This window comes from Alistipes sp., assembly GCF_020026455.1.
Lineage (GTDB): Bacteria > Bacteroidota > Bacteroidia > Bacteroidales > Rikenellaceae > Alistipes.
The window spans coordinates 321,022-342,280 of the sequence record NZ_JAHHQJ010000001.1 but is presented as its reverse complement, the minus strand read 5'-3'; the positions used below and the strand labels follow the sequence as shown (position 1 = coordinate 342,280).

General features: G+C 56.3%; 13 protein-coding genes. 12 read left to right on the top strand and 1 reads right to left on the bottom strand.

Annotated elements, in window-relative coordinates; all coding sequences use genetic code 11:
• From QZ460_RS01290 to QZ460_RS01235, 12 genes are all read left to right on the top strand, one after another.
• Positions 1-695, top strand: a 695-nt coding sequence (locus tag QZ460_RS01290; protein ID WP_290539775.1) for a DUF4595 domain-containing protein, incomplete at its 5' end; no start/stop codon positions are given.
• A gap of 226 nt (positions 696-921) precedes the next feature.
• The gene (locus QZ460_RS01285) at positions 922-2,604 is read left to right on the top strand and encodes an Ig-like domain-containing protein (protein WP_290539774.1); all 1,683 of its coding nucleotides are present in this window, start codon (positions 922-924) and stop codon (positions 2,602-2,604) included.
• Between the two features lie 87 nt (positions 2,605-2,691).
• Positions 2,692-3,861, top strand: a complete 1,170-nt coding sequence (locus QZ460_RS01280; protein ID WP_290539773.1) for a DUF4595 domain-containing protein — start codon at positions 2,692-2,694, stop codon at positions 3,859-3,861.
• Between the two features lie 19 nt (positions 3,862-3,880).
• A complete protein-coding gene (locus QZ460_RS01275) occupies positions 3,881-4,654 on the top strand; it encodes a hypothetical protein (RefSeq protein WP_290539772.1) in 774 nt (257 codons plus the stop codon).
• A gap of 546 nt (positions 4,655-5,200) precedes the next feature.
• Entirely contained in the window at positions 5,201-8,284 is a 3,084-nt protein-coding gene (locus QZ460_RS01270) for a SusC/RagA family TonB-linked outer membrane protein (protein ID WP_290539771.1), read from the top strand.
• A 12-nt stretch (positions 8,285-8,296) separates the two neighbouring features.
• Positions 8,297-9,904 (top strand): SusD/RagB family nutrient-binding outer membrane lipoprotein, encoded by a 1,608-nt coding sequence (locus QZ460_RS01265; RefSeq protein ID WP_290539770.1) that lies wholly within the window; start codon positions 8,297-8,299, stop codon positions 9,902-9,904.
• Between the two features lie 37 nt (positions 9,905-9,941).
• Entirely contained in the window at positions 9,942-11,051 is a 1,110-nt protein-coding gene (locus tag QZ460_RS01260) for a glycoside hydrolase family 18 (protein ID WP_290539769.1), read from the top strand.
• Positions 11,052-11,078: 27 nt separating this feature from the next.
• Positions 11,079-12,221: a DUF1735 and LamG domain-containing protein gene (locus QZ460_RS01255; RefSeq protein ID WP_290539768.1), complete on the top strand. Its 1,143-nt coding sequence runs from the start codon at positions 11,079-11,081 to the stop codon at positions 12,219-12,221.
• Positions 12,222-12,817: 596 nt separating this feature from the next.
• Complete coding sequence (locus tag QZ460_RS01250; protein WP_290539767.1) at positions 12,818-16,084, top strand: TonB-dependent receptor; 3,267 nt, start codon at positions 12,818-12,820, stop codon at positions 16,082-16,084.
• Positions 16,085-16,104: 20 nt separating this feature from the next.
• On the top strand, positions 16,105-17,769 hold the full coding sequence (locus QZ460_RS01245) for a RagB/SusD family nutrient uptake outer membrane protein (RefSeq protein ID WP_290539766.1): 1,665 nt from the start codon (positions 16,105-16,107) through the stop codon (positions 17,767-17,769).
• A 242-nt stretch (positions 17,770-18,011) separates the two neighbouring features.
• Positions 18,012-19,202, top strand: a complete 1,191-nt coding sequence (locus QZ460_RS01240) for an FprA family A-type flavoprotein (protein ID WP_290539765.1) — start codon at positions 18,012-18,014, stop codon at positions 19,200-19,202.
• Between the two features lie 123 nt (positions 19,203-19,325).
• Positions 19,326-20,639: a UDP-glucose/GDP-mannose dehydrogenase family protein gene (locus QZ460_RS01235; protein WP_290539780.1), complete on the top strand. Its 1,314-nt coding sequence runs from the start codon at positions 19,326-19,328 to the stop codon at positions 20,637-20,639.
• A 130-nt stretch (positions 20,640-20,769) separates the two neighbouring features.
• On the opposite strand, the gene QZ460_RS01230 is transcribed toward QZ460_RS01235, so the two are convergent.
• A complete protein-coding gene (locus tag QZ460_RS01230; protein WP_290539764.1) occupies positions 20,770-21,219 on the bottom strand; it encodes a YhcH/YjgK/YiaL family protein in 450 nt (149 codons plus the stop codon).
• Positions 21,220-21,259: the final 40 nt, after the last annotated feature.

The following is a 21,259-nucleotide window of genomic DNA, read 5'->3' as shown; positions in this document are numbered from 1 at the left end:
CGAAAGAGATCGTCCTTTTCACTTATGGTGACCAGAAGGTATCCTACGAAATAACGCGCCAAGACGAGGACGGGATCGATCCCCGCAAGGATACAGGCTCGGTCGAGTTGGACGAATCGGGACGTGCCGTGTCGGGCGAATATGCTTTTTATGAAAAATATGATGATACGATTCCGACCTCCGATTCGTACAAACTTTTTTACGACACCGAAGGCTATCTGAAGAAACTTGTTTCAAACTACCAAAACCAGGGAGGGTATCATCATACAGACGAGACACGTATTACGTGGACAGAAGGCAACCCGACCGAAGTATGGTCGTTCAAAGTTTGGGATGATGGAACAAGCGATGAAAGCACCAACAAGGCAAGCTACGGAACGGCCCCCAACAAAACCAACCTCGACCTGAACTGGATTTTTGTACTATCAGGGTCTGAAGACTGGCGTTATGTTACGGGAGATAGTGATGATCTTTTCTCGCTGATCGGCCTTACGGGCAAACGGTCGAAGCACATGGCCAGGGAAGTTCCCGAATCCCCGTTAATCTATGCTGATGGGGAGCGTGTCTACGAATACACCTACGAAACCGATGCCGACGGTCTTCTGACAAAGATAACGCGGATAACGAAGAAGACCTACGGAGGCAAGGTAGAAAAATACAAGAGCTTCGAAGCCGTAATCACCTATGCCGAATGATTTGCACCACCGTCGCCGGGAGCTTCGGCATCCCGACGGCAGCACAAGACCCTTTCCCATCAAAAATAACTCTTTCAGGGAGGAGTGATTGCCGATATGCTCTGCATGGACAGCCTGCTGTCTGTGCGGGACATGTCGGCAGCCTCCTGCCGACTCCTGCTTCATGCCCGCTTGAACGAGTTTTGTAGGGCTACACCTATTATATAAAACATCAAAAATTGATACCATGAAAAAACTTTTGCCTTTACTGATGCTTTCGGTTGTATCCATGTTCGTCGGATGCGACAAGGACAACGACGAGGGCGGAACGCTCATTCCGCCGCCCCAGGAACAACTCACCCAGAAGGCCTTTGCCGACAACGAAACCACGGGCAACGGTTTTTCGTTCACGGCCGATGCCCCGTGGACGGCGACCGTAACCGAAGCGACCCCGCGGTCAGCAGCACAAGCCCAATCCATCACCCGCGCAGCCGACGACAGCGGCAACAAGGTGGTGTGGCTCAGGCTCTATATCGGCGACCGGGAGGCATACAGCGGCGGACCCGGAACAATCACGCTCCGCATCGAAGTCGACCAGAACTACACCGGACAGCGGCGCGAGGCCACGATCACCATCCGGTCCGGAGACAATACATTCACTGTAACCGTCGTGCAGGAGGGAACCAAGCAGGACGGGGAGCAGAACGAGCCCCCGGTCAAGGTGACCGAGATCTCGCTCTCCAAAACCCAGCTCTCGCTGAATAAAGGAGCCAAAGCAACGCTGACCGCCACCGTAAAACCGACCAATGCCACGATCAAATCGGTAGTCTGGTCGAGCAGCAACCCGAAGGTCGCGGATGTCAACCCCCTGACCGGAGAAATAACCGCTGTGGACGCCGGAACGGCAACCGTCACGGCAACCTCTTCTTCGAACAAGGAGGTCTGGGCATCCTGCTCGGTCACCGTCCTCGGCAACGAGCCCTCCCCCGAACCCCAAAGCAAGAAGCTGATTTCCCAGATAAAGACGACCTATTGGTATAATGGTAACTCGCAACCCGAAATCGATATCGCGGATGAGTATAGTTTCTTTTACGATGAAAATAACCGGCTGACGAAGATCGTTTCGGAAAGTTACAACGAGGTAGTCGAACCTGAAAAACCACAGTCAACTCCTTTCATCCGCAGACAGTTTTCCGCTGTGCCAGCTTCCACCCGAGGAGATCTGAGCCTTGAGAGAATAACCGCCCTTCTTACTTATGGCGACCGAAAGGTATCCTACGAAATAACAGAAGAAGAGGACGGCGTGGCCGATCCCTACAAGACTTCGGGCTCGGTCGAGTTGGACGAATCGGGACGTGCCGTGTCGGGCGAATATATCTCTTATGACAAAGAGTATGTAAACGGCACGGAACAATGGACTCGGTATTATGACACTTATAAACTGTTTTACAACACCGAAGGCCGTTTGGTAAAAAGCATTTCTACCGAGGATGGAGAAATGCGTATTACGTGGACCGGAAACAACCCGACCGAAGTGTGGTGGGGCTATAACGAAGGTACTTATAATCCCGATAATAAAGGAGACATAATCGACAAGGCAAGTTACGGAACGGTCCTCAACAAGACCAACCTCGACCTGAACTGGCTTTTTGTACTATCAGCGTCTGAAGGCTGGTGTTTTGCTACGGGAGATGGAGGAAATAATATCTTCTCGCTGATCGGCCTTACGGGCAAACGGTCGGAGCACATGGCCAGGAAAGTTACCGAATCGCCGTTAATCGATGGTTCTAGTGATCGTGTCTTCGAATACACCTACGAAACCGATGCCGACGGTCTTCCGACGAAGATTACACAGATAATGCAGGAGTCCCGCGGAGACATGGTAGAAAAATACAAGAGCTTCGAAGCCGTAATCACCTACGCCGAATGATTTGCACCGTTGCCGCCGGGAGCTTCGGCATCCCGGCGGCAGCGGTTTTCACCCGTTCTCAAGAAAAAACACACCTAATAAAATAAGATGAAACGTATTTTTGCTTTTCTGTTTGCGGCGGCGGCTTTAGCAGGCTGTTCCGACGACAGCGATGGCGGCAAGGACATCCGACTGAGCCCCGGCACGCCGAAAAAATACACGATTTTCGCCGATGAAACATCGGGCACACCCTCCGAGGGCATTTCGTTCTCGACGACAGGTCCGTGGCGCGCCACGGTTGCCGAAACCCGCGCCGGCAGTCCGTCGTGGGTGACGGTATCTCCGGATCACGGCGACGAGGCCGGCAACTACACGATTGAGCTTAACATCGAGGTAAACACCACGGGCAACAACCGCAAGGCAACCATTATAATCGAGTGCGGCTCGACGAAGATCAGGATTACCATCGAGCAGAGAAGCAAGACCGAAGAAGGCGAGATTCCCGATGAAGGCGAGTCGCCCGGCGGAGGCGAGTTGCAACCTGTAAGATGGCTGATTTCGGAAGTGTATGCTTATTTCGCCGGCGGCGTGGAAGGACGCCGGACCTCTCTGGAGTATGACGAAAAGGGCCGGTTGATTCGCTACCACGACATCATTAGCGATCCGAATGGGACAGGAAATAAACTCGAGACAGCCAATACAACATACGTGTACGAATACGACAACAACATCGTGCGGATTGACTGTCCCGAAAACAAGACTCGCCTTACGGTCATGCTCAACGATGCAGGCTATGCCGAACGGATGGAAAAAACGTACTTCTCCACTTATGAATCGTATACCACCACTTTTAAATACGACTCCCAGAACCATCTGATCCGCGCAGACAAGCAGAATGAATGGGAAGAGTACCTATGGGAGAACGGCAATCTCGTGGAGGTCCGTTATGGCAATTCGGAGGGCGAGAAAACCAACACCCGGTTTACCTATACCGGCAGGCATAACCTTGAAAATCTGGACAGCCAGTGCATCGTGGAAGCCGATATGATTTCGTGGGACGAATCACTGATATGGGCAGGTCTCCTGGGCGTCCGAAGCCGCGGTTTCATACAAAGTGAAAGAGGCGATTCCCAATGGTCTGGCAAGGATGATTTCGACGCGGAGTACTCGTTCGAAGAGGACCACATCACCAAAGCCTTCAAGTACAGACTGAACGAATCGGGCGAGACAAACCGTTCGAATCCCCGCATCTTCCAAATCAAATACACCAACTACTGATAACAAACAATTTATTTACATGAAACAGATTTTATTTTTCATCGCAGCCATTCTTTTTTCCACGGGAAGCGCCTTTGCGCAGAAAAGCGACTCGACGAGCCTGCAACCCGACAAGCGCGTGCGCAAAAAATTCTTCAACATCAGCTACGTTTCCACGGAGATGTCCCCCAAGGGCGACATCCTCATGGATGACGGCATGGAAGAAATGATCACCCTCGTCGAGGCCGACGCCAAATTCAAAAGCGACTGGGGAGCATCGATTGTCCGCGGCCGCACCTATATGTTCCACCGCAAGCCCATCGCGCGCATTATAAACATAGGTCTCGACGTCAGCTTCCTCGACCTGAACTACGCACAGTTCTCCTACAACGACGCCGGCTCGTTCAATTCTTTCGAATCGGATGAATCCGCCACCCCGAACTACCCGGACTACCCGGACTACCCGTCCGAATCGGATGAATCGGACGAATCGGGAGACTACAAACTACACAGGATCGACTACGGCTGGCAGATCGGCCCCTCGGTGACGCTGACCCCCGGGCGCCGCTTCACCATTGCCGCCTACTTCCGCTATGCCCCCACCTTCTCGTCCATCTATACCGACGGCAGCTACATGGGCAACTATTCGACCCAGTTCCGCACGGGAGCATCGTTCAGCTACGGAGTTATCGGTTGCGGCTTCGAGGCCAGCTTCGGCGACTGCAAATACAAGAATTTCACGGGCGACCTCGATTTGAGCAGCGCCAAAATCAAGAGCAGCGGCTACCGCGTCTACCTTCAGTTCCGCTGGTAACAGTCCGCAGCCGACAGCCCATTGCCCCACAGGGCACCAGACTCACCCCGCTTCCCGAAGAACAGCGCACTCAGGGTGAGTCTTTTTTTATCCGGTCTGCAAGCTCCCGAACCCCTGACATGACGGCCCAACCGAGAACCGCATTCGTCCATCCCGGCCCCCGAACGACAAAGAGCCCTCTTTGTTTTTTAAATATTTTATAAATATCGTTTCCCGCCCTATCGCCCGCCCGACGCCACAACACAATGGTTTCCGGTCATTTAATCGACACACCGCGTCGGACACGAAAACAGCCTATAAATTAAAAAATTTTACAATTTATTTTCGCTCCCGAATTTTGCCGAATTGCCATCGAATAATTCCGCAAAAATTTCCTTTATCTGATAAATTCATTATCTTTGACAGGCTTTTTTGAAAAAAGCCTAAGCCAAAACACACAAAATGCTTATGAATTCATAGAAAACCTAAAAAACAACCTCCGATGCGTCCCGTCGCCATCGACAGCCGCATCGAAACCTAAATTATTAATCACAAACCAACCAACGAATGAAAAACAATCTGACTTTAAAGGGCTTATGCCTCATGTTCAGTGTATTGTTGCTTGTTATGGGGGGGGGAAATGCCTACGCAGCCACCTCTTATGATGCCCAGACACAAGATAACAAGGCCAGTGTGACCGGTACGGTTGTCGACAATGCCAACCAACCTCTTATCGGCGTAAACGTATCCATCAAGGGTACCACCATCGGTACAACCACCGATCTCGACGGCCACTATACCATCAACGCCCAGAAGGGCAACACCCTCATCTTCTCCTACATCGGCTACAAGACCCAGGAAATCACCCTCGGAGGCCAGACCGTCGTCGACATCCAGCTCGCCGAGGACAACGCGACACTCGATGCCGTAGTCGTAACCGCACTAGGTATCAAGCGCTCGGAGAAGGCCCTTTCGTACAACGTACAGCAGGTGAAGGCCGAGGAGCTGACCACCGTAAAAAACGCCAACTTCGTCAACTCGCTCAACGGTAAGATCGCCGGTGTGAACATCAACAAGAGCGCCAGCGGCGTCGGCGGTTCGACCCGTGTGGTCATGCGCGGAGCCAAGTCGATCGAGGGCGACAACAACGCACTCTACGTAATCGACGGTATTCCCCTGTTCAACACCTCGGTAGGTGCCGACAGCGGCATCATGGGCGAGGGCAAGGCCGGCTCGGAGGGTATCGCCGACTTCAACCCCGAAGATATCGAGTCCATCTCCGTGCTGAGCGGTCCTTCGGCCGCCGCACTCTACGGCAGCAGCGCAGCAAACGGCGTCATCCTCATCACGACCAAGAAAGGCCGCGAGGGCAAGCTCCAGGTCTCGTTCTCCTCGTCGTCGGAGTTCTCGAAGGCCTACATGACCCCCGAGTTCCAGACGATCTACGGTAACAAGGCCGGCGCCTACGAGAGCTGGGGCGACAAGATGGCCGCCCCCACCGGCTACGACCCCAAGAAAGACTTCTTCAACACCGGGATGAACTTCATCAACGCCATCACGCTCACTACCGGAAACGACAAAAACCAGACCTTCGCGTCGTTCTCGTCGACCAATTCCGACGGTATCGTTCCCAACAACTCTTACGACCGTCTGAACTTCACGATCCGCAACACGTCGACCTTCGCAAAGGACAAACTCAAGCTCGACCTCGGAGCTTCGTACATCAAGCAGGAGGACACCAACATGGTATCGCAGGGTCAGTACTGGAACCCCGTGATGGCAGCCTACCTCTTCCCGCGCGGCGAGAACTTCGAGGCCATCAAGAGCTTCGAGCGCTACGACGCCACCCGCAACATCCCCGTGATGTACTGGCCCGTGGCCGACCGCGTCTATGCCAACCAAAACCCCTACTGGACGGCCTTCCGCAACATCGTCACCCACGAAAAGAGCCGCTACATGTTCAACGTGGGCCTGACCTACAAGATCACCGACTGGCTGAACGTATCGGCTCGTTACAGAATGGACGACAGCAAGATCAAGTCGGAACGCAAACTCTATGCTTCGTCCCACGAGGTTTTCACCGAGGGTAGCGACAAGGGTTTCTACGGCTATCAGAACTACGACGACCGCCAGGAGTATGCCGACGCCATGGTCAACATCAACAAACTGTGGGACAACTGGTCGATTTCGGCCAACGTGGGTTGGAGCTACTCGAACTTCTGGTCGCTCGAACGAGGCTACAAGGGTCGCCTGCTGGGCGTGGCCAACAAGTTCTCGGCCACCAACATCGACCCGGCCAACGGCCGTCCCGACGAGGCGGGCGGTGATTCGCGCGTCCGCAACCACGCCATCTTCGCCAACGTGGAGCTGGGCTGGAAGAACATGCTCTACCTGACGCTCACCGGCCGCAACGACTGGAACTCGCGTCTGGTGAACACCAAGGAGGAGTCGTTCTTCTATCCTTCGGTCGGACTGTCAGCCCTGCTCTCCGAGATGATCAACATGCCCGAATGGGTTTCGCTCCTCAAGCTAAGAGGCTCGTTCACCCAGGTGGGCGCCCCCGTCTCGCGCTCGGGCCTGACCCCCGGCACCGTCACCACGCCCATCGTCGGCGGCGCACTGAAGCCCACCGACATCTATCCCTTCACCGACTTCAAGGCCGAGCGTACCAATTCCTACGAGTTCGGTTTGAGCCTGCGTCTGTGGAACCGCTTCAATGCCGAGGTAACCTACTACCACTCGAACACCAAGAACCAGACCTTCCTGGGCGACCTCCCCGAGTTCACGGGCTATAAGAAGATCTACCTTCAGGCCGGCGACGTGGAGAACCGCGGTTGGGAGGTGATGGTCAACTACAACAACCGCTTCAAGTCGGGTCTCGCCCTTTCGTCGACCTTCACCTACTCGCGTAACGTCAACGAGATCAAGGAGATGGTCAGCAACTACAAGACCGGTCTGATGGATGACCCCATCAACATTCCCCAGGTATTGAAGGACAAGGGACGCGTCATCCTCAAGGAGGGCGGCAGCATCCACGACATCTATGCCAACACCTTCTTCAAGAAGGACAGCCAGGGCTTCGTGGAGATCAAGAGCGACGGAACCTATTCCCTGGAGGCCGGCGAGCCCGTTTACCTCGGCTCGACCGCACCCAAGTACAACATGGGCTGGAACAACGCCATTTCCTATAAGGGCGTGAGCCTGGGCTTCCTGTTCACGGCACGCGTCGGAGGCGTCGTCACCTCGTCGACCGAGGCCATCCTCGACAAGTTCGGTGTATCGAAGCGTTCGGGCGACGACCGTCTGGCCGGCGGTGCACTGCTTCCCGGTCAGGGTCGCGTCGATGCCAAGACCTACTACCAGATGATCGGTACGGGCGACTACCAGACTTCGGGCTACTACACCTACAGCGCAACCAACATCCGCCTGCAAGAGCTGACCCTGAGCTACACCCTGCCTAACAAGTGGTTCCGCAACGTAGTGAAGGATCTCACCATCTCGTTCATCGCCAACAACCCCTGGATGATCTACTGCGAGGCACCGTTCGATCCCGAACTCACCCCTTCGACCGCCACCTACGGCCAGGGCAACGACTACTTCATGCAGCCCAGTGTGCGCAGCTATGGATTCTCAATCAAGTTTAAATTGTAGAACGCGACAACCATGAAAAACATCAACAGATATATACTCATGGCAGGCGTATGCACAGCTTCGCTGCTTGCGGCCTGCGACTATGAGCAGATCAATACCAACCCCTTTGAAGTTACCGATGAGGAGAGCATCCGCGACAACATCGCAGTCGGCGGCATGGTCCTCTCCCTGGAAAAGAACGTATTTCCGGTAGGAACCCAGGCCGACGATACCGATATCATCAATGCCTACCAGGTAGCCTACCACCTGTCGGCCGACATCTGGAGCGGTTATTTCGGCGAGGCCAACACTTGGGACGGCGGTAACTCCCACCCCTGCTATTACCTCAAGGACGGCTGGGTGGCCTCGACCTACGATTGGGCCTACACCAAATCGCTCGACCCGTGGAAGCGCCTGAAGGCTTCGTCGGAGCAGAACAAGACCCCCGAGGTGTACGCCCTGGCACAGATCCTCAAGATCTCGGCATGGCACAAGGCTGTCGACACCTTCGGTCCCATCCCCTACTCCCACGCTGCCGACAACACCATGAAGATCTTCTTCGACTCCGAGGAAGAGGTCTACACCCAAATGCTGGAAGATCTCTCCGCCGCGATCGGGACATTGAAGGACTATGCCGAGAACGGCATCGCCATCATGCCCAAATACGACGCCGTATACGGAGGAGACGCGAAAAAATGGGTGAAGTATGCCAACTCCCTCATGTTGCGTCTGGCCATGCGCATCAGCAGCGCCAGCCCCGAAAAGGCCAAGCAGTATGCCGAGAAGTCACTGGACGGCATCGGTGTGATGACCTCGAAGGACGACGAAGCCAAGATGGCGACAGGTGCAGGCATGAACTTCATCAACAACGTGGAGTGGCTGGCCACCAAATACGGCGAGGCACGCATGGGTTCGACCATCTACTCCTATCTGATGGGCTATGAGGACCCCCGCCTGAGCAAATATTTCCTGCCGGCCGAGAACCCCAACGCCGTGAAGGCATACGACGGACAGAAGTATATGGCAGTGCCCTCGGGCCACACCAAAGGCGGTCTCAAGGCCTACAAGGAGTGCTCGCTGCCCAACTTCACATCGAGCACCCCGACCTATTGGCTGCGCACCTCCGAGGTATTGTTCCTCAAGGCCGAGGCGGCTCTGAAGTGGGGCGGCAAGTTCGGCGACGCGAAAACCAACTACGAAGCCGGTGTCAAGATGTCGTTCGAGGAGAACGGCGTGTCGGGTGCCGAGCAGTATCTGATGTCGGGCAAGCGCCCCATGAAGCACTCCCTCTCGGGTGAAGGCAACTGCGACTTTGCGGTTCCCTCCCACGCCACGACCAGCTTCGATGGCGGCGAAGAGGAAAAACTCGAAAAGATCATGATCCAGAAGTACCTTGCCATGTTCCCCAACGGACATGAGGCATGGACCGACTTCAGAAGAACCGGCTATCCCAAGATGAACCCCGTCGTGGAGAACCGGGGATCCTCGATCGGCATCACCTCGACCGACGGAATCCGCCGCATGAAGTACCCCGAGAGTTTCTACCAAACCTCCGAGGGACAGGAGATCTACGACGACGCCGTGCAGAAGCTGGGCGGCCTCGACAACGGCGCGACCAACCTTTGGTGGGCAAAGAAGTAACAGAATAGCATAACCCGAAACAGCAAATACCAAGATTATGAATATCATCAAGAAATTATTATACTCGCTGCCCCTTGCAGGTATGATTCTCACAAGCTGCACCGATGTGGAGAACATACAGATCGAGCACATCGGCGGCTACAACACCGGAGCTCCCGGCAGCGAAGAGTATTATGCCAAATTGCGCGAGTACCACGCCTCGGCCGCAAACTACGCTCGTCCCGTAGCCTTCGGATGGTTCTCCAACTGGTCGCCCACGGGCACCATGCGCAGAGGTTATCTGAGCTCCATGCCCGACTCGATCGACATCGTCTCCATGTGGAGCGGCGCACCCAGCGCATCGCAGATCACCCCCGAGCAGAAGGCCGACAAGGAATTTGTCCAGAAGGTGAAGGGCATCAAGCTGCTGGAGGTAAGCCTGCTCTCGCACATCGGCAAGGGCCGCACCCCCGAATCGATCTACACAGACATCTACCGACAGGCCGAAGAGGAGAAGTGGCCCGACCACAAAATCGCCGAAGCCAAGAAGCAGGCACGCTGGAATTTCTGGGGTTACAGCCCCAGCAATAACCTCGAGAAGAACCTTCCGGCCTACGCCAAGTTCGCCAAGGCCATCTGCGACTCGCTCGTAACCGGCGAATGGGACGGTTTCGACATCGACTGGGAGCCGGGCATGGGCTTCAACGACTCCGACGGTTCTTTGGACGGCACCACCATCAAGGTGCTGGTCAAGGAGATGGGCAAATACATCGGTCCGGCCAGCGACCCCGAGGGCAAGGGGCACAAGCTGCTGGTCATCGACGGTCTGATCAACTACTTCGGTGCCGACATGGAGGAGTATGTCGATTATTGGATCACGCAGGCCTACGGCAGAGCACAACCCTCCTACCGCGCACCCGGCGGCAACGACCGGAAGCTGATTATTACCGACAACTTCGAGTCGAACTTCGCCAACGGCGGTGTCCTGCTCCACCAGGCGAGATGGATGCCGGATGCAGCTCACGGAGGTTACAAGGGCGGAGTCGGAGCCTATCGTTTCGATAACGACTACGACAACAAACCCGACTACAAATGGATGCGTCAGGCAATCCAGATCAACCAACAGGTATTCAACGACTGGAAAAAGAACCAGAAGCCTACCATGTAATTTGTCACCTAAAAAACAGCGAATAAAATGAATAGAATATTAAAATATCTGGCATTTGCCGCGGCCTCGGTATCCTTGTATTCGTGCAACGATACGCAGGGCGATTTGCTGGAATCCAAAGTATATTTCGAAAGCGACGAATACCGTGTGGAGATCGGCGAAAGCAATGAAATGGCCATTGAACTCGGCGCCCGCCTTTCGAATCTGATGACCAACGACGTTCGGCTCACCTACGACTTCGCCGATCAGGCGGCCGTCGATGCGTTCAACGCCAAGAACGGAACCGAGTACAAGCTCTTCGACCTGGAGCATGCCTCCATGAATGTCAAGGAGTCGGCAATCAAGGCGCAAAAGGTCTATGCCGACAAGGTAAACATCACCCTCTCGAACCTCAACACCGTGGAGGAGGGCAAAACCTATGTACTTCCCGTTCGTATCGCCAGCTCGTCAGCCCCCATCATCAGCGGCGGCGACATCACCTACTATGTAATCAGCAAGCCGGTGAGACTGGTCCACGCGGCCCGCTTCAGCAACAGTGCCATCTATGTACCCATCCCCGGCGACCGCGGCTTCAAGTCGCTGACCTACGAGGCCCTGATCTACGTCGACAACTTCTACGGCAACAACACCGTCATGGGCAAGGAGGGGGAGCTGATCCTACGCATCGGTGACGAGGGCGGCGGTCTTGCCCGCAATCTTCTCCAGATTGCAGGTAAAGTCCAGTTCCACAATCCCAACGGATTGCAGACCAAACAATGGTACCATGTGGCATTCGTGCGCGATGCAGCTTCGGGCTTCGCCGGAATGTATGTAAACGGCGTCAAGGTCAATGAAGGCAGCGCAGGATCCAAGGAGCTGATGATTGGCGGTGACGGCATCGGCGGCGGCGGATTCTTCATCGGCAAGGTCGACGGCTTCATGTGGGGCGAGCGTCCGTTCAACGGCAAGATGGCCGAGGTACGTCTGTGGAGCGTTGCCCGCACGGAGAACCAGCTGCAGAAAAACATGCTGTCGGTAGATCCCAAGTCCGAAGGTCTGGAGTGCTACTACAAACTCAACAGCGAAGGCATGAACGGCAACACCATCAAGGATGCAACCGGCAAGATGGACGGTCAGACCCGCGGTCCGGTCTTCCCCACCGACCTCGACACCCCCATCGAGATCAAGTAACCGCACGGTTATCCCTATTTTTGAAAAGGGCGGAATTCGGCAACGGATTCCGCCTTTTTCCATCTTCCGCCCATCCCCCCTTTTCCGCAAATCATTCCTGCGCCCCAATAACGCTCGCCCGTTCCGACCGAATCCATCGCTTCCCGACCTCTTCGCTCCCTCTGACAGCCCCTCTCCCGAACCCGCCCCCGCAACTCAAAACACCTCAAAAACACACCAACCACCCTCGCCGAAACCACATCCCTCCCCCGGATCTTGCCTCTTCCCGAAAACTCGCCGAAACTCCTCCTGCCGAAAAGCCCGCTCCGCCCTGTCGCGCCACCGATCCAGAGAACATCCGGGGACGCTCTTGAAGGCCGATTCACACATGTGCCAAAGAGCACCCGGCTCCCCATTCGCCCGAAACGCCCGAAAACACAGATTACAAATTGCAACCACAAAAACCCTGCTTTTTTCCAAATTGCAAGCAATATAACCCAATCAGGTATATATGTGTCATACAGATAAATTATTTTAATATTTTATTTGTATGCAAGTCCACATTTTATTACATTTGCCTGTAGACTTTATTTAAAAAATTATTTAAATTAACGCTTATGGGAAGAAAAATTCTACTATCGTTAATTGCGTTACTCGGGGGGGGGATTTTATTTTCTCTGGCCCAAAGTAAGCAGATTTCCGGTACAGTCACCGGTCCCGACGGGAAACCGGTAGCCGGAGCGACAGTTATGGTCGACGGCACGCAGGTCGGCACAACCTCCAACGGAGACGGTAGCTTCACCATTGCGGCTCCCGAAAACGGATCGCTGATCGTATCCTTCATCGGCTATGAAACCCAAAAGGTGGCCATCGGAGGCAAGACCCGGATCAGCATCACCTTGAAAGAGGACTCCCAGGACATCGACGATGTGATCGTAGTGGCTTTCGGTACAGCCAAGAAAGACGCCTTCACCGGTGCGGCGAAGGTGATCAAATCCGATGATCTGATCAAGACGCAGTCTTCGAACGTCGGGGATGCCCTCGTCGGCAAAATTGCCGGAGTGCAGTTCTCCGCCGCATCGGGTCGTCCGGGTGCCGGCCAGAAGATTTACGTGCGCGGCTACGGTTCGATGAATGCCCAAAACGACCCGCTGTGGGTTGTAGACGGCGTGCCCTACGAAGGCGACATCAACAACATCAACGCCGCCGACATCGAGTCGATCAGCGTTCTCAAGGACGCCGCATCGAACGCCCTGTACGGCGCCCGCGGTGCGAACGGCGTCATCATGGTCACGACCAAGCGTGCGAAGGCCGGCGAGGCCACCGTGACTTTCGACGGCAAGTGGGGCATCAACACCCGTGCGCTGCAGACCTACGACATCGTGGAGGATGCGGGCGAATACTACGAGATGCACCACAAGTCGCTCTACAACTATTACAAGCTCAATAAGAAGCAATCTGCTGCGGATGCCTACGCCTCGGCCAACAAGTTGCTGACCTCGAACGATCCCGGAGGTCTAGGCTACAACGTCTTCACCGTGCCCGAAGGCCAGAACCTCATCGGCGAAAACGGCCGTCTCAACCCGCGTGCGACGCAGGGCCGTCTGGTAACCGACTCCAACGGACAGAAATTCTACCTGCAGCCCGACAACTGGCTCGACGAAATCTACAAATCGGCCGCATTCCGTCAGGAGTATAACGTCAACGTTTCCGGCGCAACGGACCGCGCCAATTTCTTCGCATCGCTCGGTTACCTGGACAACACGGGTATCGTCGACGGTTCGAACAGCGAACGCTATACCGCCCGCCTGCGCGCGGACTACCAGGCCAAAAAGTGGCTGAAAGTCGGCGGTAACATGTCCTACACCCACTTTGTCTGGCACAACGGCAACAAGCCCAATGCCGACGGCGAAGGCCAGGGCGAAGGTAATGCCGACGGCGGAAACGCATTTGCCACGGCGATCCGCATGGCTCCGATCTATCCGGTCTACATGCGCGACGGCAACGGCAAGATCATGATCGACAAATACGGCTTCAAGATGTACGATACCGGCGACGGCCGCAACGGCGGAGCACTGCGCACCAACGGCGGCAAGAGCAACGACCTTCAGGACATCCAGCTCAACAAGTACATCAACGAGGGCAACGCCTTAATCGCCAACGGATTTGCCGACTTCTCCCTGTACAAGGGCCTGAAACTGACCCTCAACGGCAGCGTATCGCTCGACGAGACCCGCGGCACGAATGTGTCGAACCCCTACTACGGACAGTTCGCCGAATCGGGCGGTTCTGTCTACAAGAGCCACGGCCGGGAGATCGCCTACAACATGCAGCAGCTCCTGACCTACAACAACACCTTCGCCGAGGTCCACAACCTCGACCTGCTCTTCGGTCATGAAATGTACAACCGCAAATCCTACGGTCTGTACGGTTCGCGCACCATGATGTTCTCGCCGGACAACACCGAGCTCAGCGGCGCAGTCATCGACTCGTCGCGGTCGGGTTCGTCGGTTCTGGAGTACAACAACGAAGGTTACTTCTTCCGCGGACAGTACGATTATGACAACCGCATCTATCTCTCGGGCTCGTACCGCCGCGACGCATCGTCGCGCTTCCACCCCGACCACCGCTGGGGTAACTTCTGGTCGCTCGGTGCAGCCTGGATCATCAACCGCGAGAGCTGGTTCAACGCACCGTGGGTCAACATGCTGAAGGTCAAGGCATCGTACGGTTCTCAGGGTAACGACAACCTCGGATCGCGGGCCGAATCCTACTACCGCTATACCGACTACCGCGAAATCCTGAGCAGCGGCGACGGCGTTACGAGCGTCCTCTTCCAGAAAGGCAATCCCGACATCACCTGGGAGACCAACGCCAACCTCAATGTCGGCGTAGAGTTCGGCTTCTGGGACAACCGCCTGTCGGGTAGCCTCGATGTCTTCAACCGCAAGACCACCGACATGCTCTTCGAACTGGCCACCCCGATCGAGGCAGGTTACACGACGATTTTCACCAACATCGGCGACATGGTCAACCGTGGTTTCGAAATCGAGCTGCACGCCGACCTGATCCGGACCAAAAACCTGGTGTGGGACTTCTCGCTCAACATGACCCACTACAAGAATGAGGTGACCCGCCTGCCGGAGCAGTTCAAAAACAACACCACGGCCGACGGCAAACACGTAGGCCGCTGGCAGAGCACCAAATTCCTCACCGAAGGGGAATCCGTCTTCTCGTTCTACGTTCCGACCTATGCGGGAGTAGACCCCGAGACCGGAAAATCGCAGTGGTACACCTACAAAACCGAAGAGGACGGCACCAAGAAGCGCATCAAGACCTCCGATTACTCGGTAGCCTCGCAGGAGGGTCGCGAAATGCACGGAGACGCCCTGCCCGATGTCTACGGAGGTTTCGGCACGTCGCTGCGCTTCCATGGCATCGACTTCTCGATCGGCTTCACCTACCAGCTCGGCGGACAAGTTCTCGACGAGGGTTACAGGTTCTATATGAACTCCCCGTCAGGCACGTCGACCGGCAACAACTACCACCACGATCTGCTCAATTCGTGGACTCCCGAGAACTCCGGTTCGAACATTCCGCGATTTGCTTACGACGACACGGACCAGGCAGCCATCTCGGACCGTTTCCTCATCAGCGCCTCGTACCTGAACATCCAGAACATCACGCTCGGCTATACGCTTCCCAAGCGCATCACGCGCAAATTCCTCGTCGAGAATCTGCGTATCTACTTCGCCTGCGACAACGTATGGTACTGGTCCAAGCGTCAGGGTCTCGATCCGCGTCAGGCCATCAACGGAATCACGAACCCCTACTACTACGCCCCGATCCGCACCTTCTCGGGCGGTGTAACCGTAACGTTCTAATTTGTTAAACGACGAATATCATGAAAAAGAACAACATACTGAAAACAGCGGCACTTCTTCTCGGTTCGGCCGTACTTCTTTCGGGCTGTATCAAGGAGACCTTCCCCGAGGGGGGATATGCCACCAGCGAACAGACGACCGATTCCCCGTTCGCACAGGGTGGTCTTATCACAGCCATGCCGACAGTTCTCATTACCAACTTTATGAGTCTCGGCGAGCACATCGACTTCGGCTACCCGGGTATCTTCGGTGCCACCGACCGCATGGCCGGCGAGGTATTCCCCGTCAGCGGCAACCTGCCGGGCGGCAACCAGTACTACGACCGTTGGCAGGCCTGGCTCTATCCGGGCAAATCAACCGGCTTGGCTGCCAATGGCAGAATGTCCCCGTTCTTCTATACCAACTATTACAAGTTCATCTTCACGGCCAATGAGGCCATCAACGCCGCAAAGAAGATCGGAGATGCCAATGAAATGATGGGTATCGCCAAGACTTTCCGCGCTCTCTGCTACCTCGACCTGGCCCGCCTCTACGAGGCACTGCCGGCCAAGGCTCCCAAGCGCCCCTCCTACGAGACCGAGCTGAAAGCTGTTGAAGGGCTGACCGTCCCCATCGTCCGGGAAGATACGAGCATGGAGCAACTGGAGAACAACCCGCGCGTATCGCGCGAGGAGATATTCAAGTTCATCTTCGAGGATCTCAACGCAGCCGAGACTCTGCTGGCCGACTATACGCCGCCAACGAAAAACCTGCCCTCGCTGGCTGTGATCTATGGACTCAAGGCCCGCGCCTACCTCTGGCTGGGTCAATTCAACGAATCCTATGCGGATATTCCGACCGGCGAAGCCGCTTACAAAATGGCTGCCGAATATGCCCATAAGGCCATCGAAAAATCGGGCTGCACGATCCTGACCGAAAACCAGTGGCTCGACCCAAAAACCGGGTTCAACACGGTCAACTCGTCGTGGATGTGGGCCATGATCCAGACCACCGACACGGTGCTCAACAACCTGCTGTCGTGGTCGGCCCACATGACGCCCGAGGCGATCTGGGGCTACGGTTACAACTCACAGCCGGGTATCTCGGTATTCAACTACAACCGCATTTCGGAAGGCGACTTCCGCAAAAAGAGTTTTGTCGGAAAGGACCGCTCGTTTAAGGATATTCAACCTTATACGACCCTGACCGAGGAAGAGTTCAAAACGATCGCCGCCTATGCATCGTTCAAGTTCCACGCAGCCAATGGTGAAAAACGGAACTATTCTACGGGTAACGTGACAAGCATCCCGATCATGCGCGTCGAGGAGATGCACCTGATCCAGGCAGAAGCTACAGCACACTACGACAAAGCCGCCGGCAAATCGCTGTTACAGACATTTATGAGCCACAGAGACAAGTCCTATACGGTCTCGGTTGCCGACGACAAACTTATCGAGGAGATTATTTTCCAGAAGCGGATCGAGTTCTGGGGCGAGGGTGTCATCCTGTACGACCTGAAGCGTCTGAACATGGGCATGCACAACGGCAAGGAGGGGACGAATGCCCCGCCGGGAGCCAAACTCTCCACAGAGGGCCGCGCTCCTTGGTGGAACTGCGTATTCCCGCTGAATGCCGTCCAGCAGAACAAGGCTCTTTTGGGCAAGAACAACCCCAACCCGGTTCAGACTGTCGACGAGTCTAAATAAAGAAGAAAAATAAGGCCCAACACAGCAGGGCCGAAGATCAACATCGGTTCCTCTGAGCCGCCGCGCCCTGCCCGGCATGCGCCGCAACCCTTCACCGGGTTGCGGCTTTTTGTTTCCGCGCAACGGCCCCGCCGCCCCGAAGAGGCTCCCCGCATGCAACTTCCCGGAGCAATAAAAAAGCCGACAGTAGCACCGGAAAAATATTTTTCGTAAATTTGTAGCGAACCAAAACAAAATCGTTTATGGCAATTACCGAAATACATCCCGGCATCCATTACGTCGGCGTCAACGACCGAACCACCACCCTCTTCGAAGCCCTCTGGCCGCTTCCGATGGGTGTGACGTACAACGCCTACCTGGTCGTAGGCGAAAAGATCGCCCTGATCGACACCGTCGAGGAAGCCTTCGGCAGCCGCCTCGAAGCTAACATCCGCAAGGCCATCGGAGACCGGAAGATCGACTATCTGGTCGTCAACCACATGGAACCCGACCATTCGTCGTCGATCACGGCGCTGCGCCGCCTCTATCCCGACCTCAAAATCGTCAGCAACGCCAAGGCCCTCCAGATGATCGAAGGCTTCTACGGCATCGCCGGGGGCACGCTCGAGGTCAAGGAGGGCGACACGCTCGACCTGGGCGGCAAGACACTGTCGTTCCACATGATCCCGATGGTCCACTGGCCCGAGACGATGGTCACATGGTGCGCCGAGGACCGGACGCTCTTCTCCGGCGACGCCTTCGGGGCCTTCGGGGCGCTCGATGGCGGCATCACCGATTCACAGGTCGAGACCGACCGCTACTGGGACGAGATGCGCCGCTACTACTCCTGCATCGTGGGCAAATACGGCGCTCCCGTGCAGAAAGCACTCCAGAAGGTGCGCACGCTGCCCGTCGGGACGATCTGCTCGACGCACGGCCCCGTGTGGCAGCAGCAGATCGCACAGGTGCTGGACATCTACGACCGCCTGAGCCGCTACGAAGGCGAGCCGGGAGTGGTCGTGGCCTACGCCTCGATGTACGGCAACACGGAGCAGATGGCCGAGCACATCGCGCGTGAGCTGGCCTCGCGACAGGTCGGCCCCATCCGCGTCTACAACCTCTCCCACACCGATCTGTCGATTGTCCTGCGCGACGTTTTCCGGTTCGACACACTGATCGTCGGCAGCCCCACCTACAACGGCAACCTGCTCCCGCCCGTGGCCCAGCTGCTCGACAGCCTCGCCGCGCGCGGCATTCCCCAACGCAAATTCGGCTGGGTCGGTTCGTTCTGCTGGGCCGGCGCCGCGGTGCGTCTGCTCACGGAGTTCGCCCAGAAGATGAAGTGGGAACCCCTGTGCGATCCCGTGGAGATGAAACAGGGCTACTCGCACGAGAAGTGCGACCCCTGCGCAAGGCTGGCGGAGGCCGTCGCCCAATGCAGGCGCAGAGAATAGTGCAGGCACAGAGAATAAAACACCGTAGGGGCGGTCTTCGGACCGCCCTTTTTCGTACTGCGACGGGTATATTCCGAAAAAAAGCCTATCTTTACATTCCGAAAAACAACTCCAGCAATCATGATGAAAATCGCAATCGTGGGAACGGGTTACGTCGGGCTGGTATCGGGAGCCTGCTTCGCCGAAATGGGCCTCGACATCACCTGCGTGGACATAGACGCCGCAAAGATCGAAGCCCTGAATGGGGGCATCATCCCGATCCACGAGCCGGGCCTCGAAGAACTCGTGCGGCGCAACGTGGAGGCGGGGCGCCTGCACTTCACCACCGACCTCACGCAATGCCTGCCCCATGTCGAGGTGGTCTTCTCGGCTGTCGGAACCCCTCCCGACGAGGACGGTTCGGCCGACCTGCAATACGTCCTCGAAGTAGCCCGCACCTTCGGACGCCACATCAGGAAATACACCGTGCTGGTCACCAAGAGCACCGTCCCCGTGGGCACGGCGCAGAAAGTACGCGCCGTGATCGAGGAAGAGCTCGACAAGCGCGGCTGTAAGGTCCCGTTCGACGTTGCCTCGAATCCCGAATTCCTGAAGGAGGGAGCGGCGATCAAGGACTTCATGTCGCCCGACCGCGTGGTCGTCGGCGTTGACAGCGAACGGGCGCGCAAATTGATGGCCAAGCTCTACCGGCCGTTCCTGATCACCAATTTCCGGGTGCTGTTCATGGACATTCCCTCGGCCGAAATGACCAAATATGCGGCCAATGCCATGCTCGCGACGCGTATTTCGTTCATGAACGAGATCGCCAACCTGTGCGATCGCGTGGGTGCCGACGTGGAGATGGTCCGCAAGGGTATCGGCGCCGACATCCGCATCGGCAACAAGTTCCTCTACCCCGGCTGCGGCTACGGCGGCTCCTGTTTTCCGAAGGACGTGAAGGCCCTGGCCCACACGGCCCGGGAACACGGCTACACGATGCAGGTCATCGAGGCCGTCGAGCGGGTCAACGAATTGCAGAAAGAGGTTGTTTTCGAGAAACTGCAGGCCGCGCTGGGCGATCTGCGGGGCAAGGTCGTCGCCATCTGGGGACTGGCCTTCAAACCCGACACCGACGACATGCGCGAAGCCCCGGCCGCGGTGGTAATCGAGCGTCTGCTCGCAGCCGGAGCCGAGGTGCACGCCTACGACCCCGTGGCGATGCCCGAAAGCCGCCGCCGGATGGCCCGGCTACCGATCCGCTATGCCCAGACGATGTACGGGGCCGCCGAAAACAGCGACGCCGTAGCCCTGCTGACCGAATGGAAGGAGTTGCGCATGCCCGACTGGACGCTCCTGCGCGCAACGATGCGGGGCAATGTGGTCGTCGACGGCCGCAATATTTTCGACAAGCCGGAGGTCGAAGCGGCGGGATTCCGCTACTTCGGCATCGGGAAATAAGCCCCCGGTACCTCGGGCCGGATCTTCGGCCCGAGGGGATAATGCGCCCTGTGCGACACTCTTCCCGCACACCCTGCCTCCAGAGACAAAAAAGGCCGGGAAACCCCGGCCCTAAAACGATGGACAGCTTCTACCGACGCACCTTGACGATGATCTTGCGCACCGTCCCTTCGCCCACCATCGGCGCATGTCCGTCCTCGGGGAAAAGGATCGTAAACTGCCCCGGACGCATCGTGTAATAGGTCTGCGGCACGTCGTCGAAGAGCTGGATGTCGTTCTCGACGCTGAATTCTCCCAGCGGCTTCTTGAGGTCCTTGCGCTCGCTCCAGCCGAAAGACTCCTCCACACCCCGGATAAGAACCTGAATGTCGATGTACTCGTTGTGGATTTCGAGTTTTGCGTCGGGCTTCTGCTTCAGCTCGCGATCCATGACGTTGACGTAGATGTTGCGGCCGTCGAGTTCGTGAATTCCCGGTTCGATCGTCATCCAGTCGGTCGATGCGATCAGTTCAAAAGCCTGTTTCATGCGCGGACTTACGCCGTAGTAAAGCGCGCTGTTTTTCAGAGAGTCTAAAATCATGTTCTTTATTTGTTTTTTCAGTTCTGCGTCTGTCCGCCGC

Coding starts and splice junctions, on each gene's coding strand:
- QZ460_RS01240 (WP_290539765.1), top strand. CDS start 18,012: ATGGCAATTACCGAAATACATCCCGGCATCCATTACGTCGGCGTCAAC.
- QZ460_RS01250 (WP_290539767.1), top strand. CDS start 12,818: ATGGGAAGAAAAATTCTACTATCGTTAATTGCGTTACTCGGGGGGGGG.
- QZ460_RS01255 (WP_290539768.1), top strand. CDS start 11,079: ATGAATAGAATATTAAAATATCTGGCATTTGCCGCGGCCTCGGTATCC.
- QZ460_RS01265 (WP_290539770.1), top strand. CDS start 8,297: ATGAAAAACATCAACAGATATATACTCATGGCAGGCGTATGCACAGCT.
- QZ460_RS01285 (WP_290539774.1), top strand. CDS start 922: ATGAAAAAACTTTTGCCTTTACTGATGCTTTCGGTTGTATCCATGTTC.
- QZ460_RS01280 (WP_290539773.1), top strand. CDS start 2,692: ATGAAACGTATTTTTGCTTTTCTGTTTGCGGCGGCGGCTTTAGCAGGC.
- QZ460_RS01245 (WP_290539766.1), top strand. CDS start 16,105: ATGAAAAAGAACAACATACTGAAAACAGCGGCACTTCTTCTCGGTTCG.
- QZ460_RS01260 (WP_290539769.1), top strand. CDS start 9,942: ATGAATATCATCAAGAAATTATTATACTCGCTGCCCCTTGCAGGTATG.
- QZ460_RS01230 (WP_290539764.1), bottom strand. CDS start 21,219: ATGATTTTAGACTCTCTGAAAAACAGCGCGCTTTACTACGGCGTAAGT.
- QZ460_RS01270 (WP_290539771.1), top strand. CDS start 5,201: ATGAAAAACAATCTGACTTTAAAGGGCTTATGCCTCATGTTCAGTGTA.
- QZ460_RS01235 (WP_290539780.1), top strand. CDS start 19,326: ATGAAAATCGCAATCGTGGGAACGGGTTACGTCGGGCTGGTATCGGGA.
- QZ460_RS01275 (WP_290539772.1), top strand. CDS start 3,881: ATGAAACAGATTTTATTTTTCATCGCAGCCATTCTTTTTTCCACGGGA.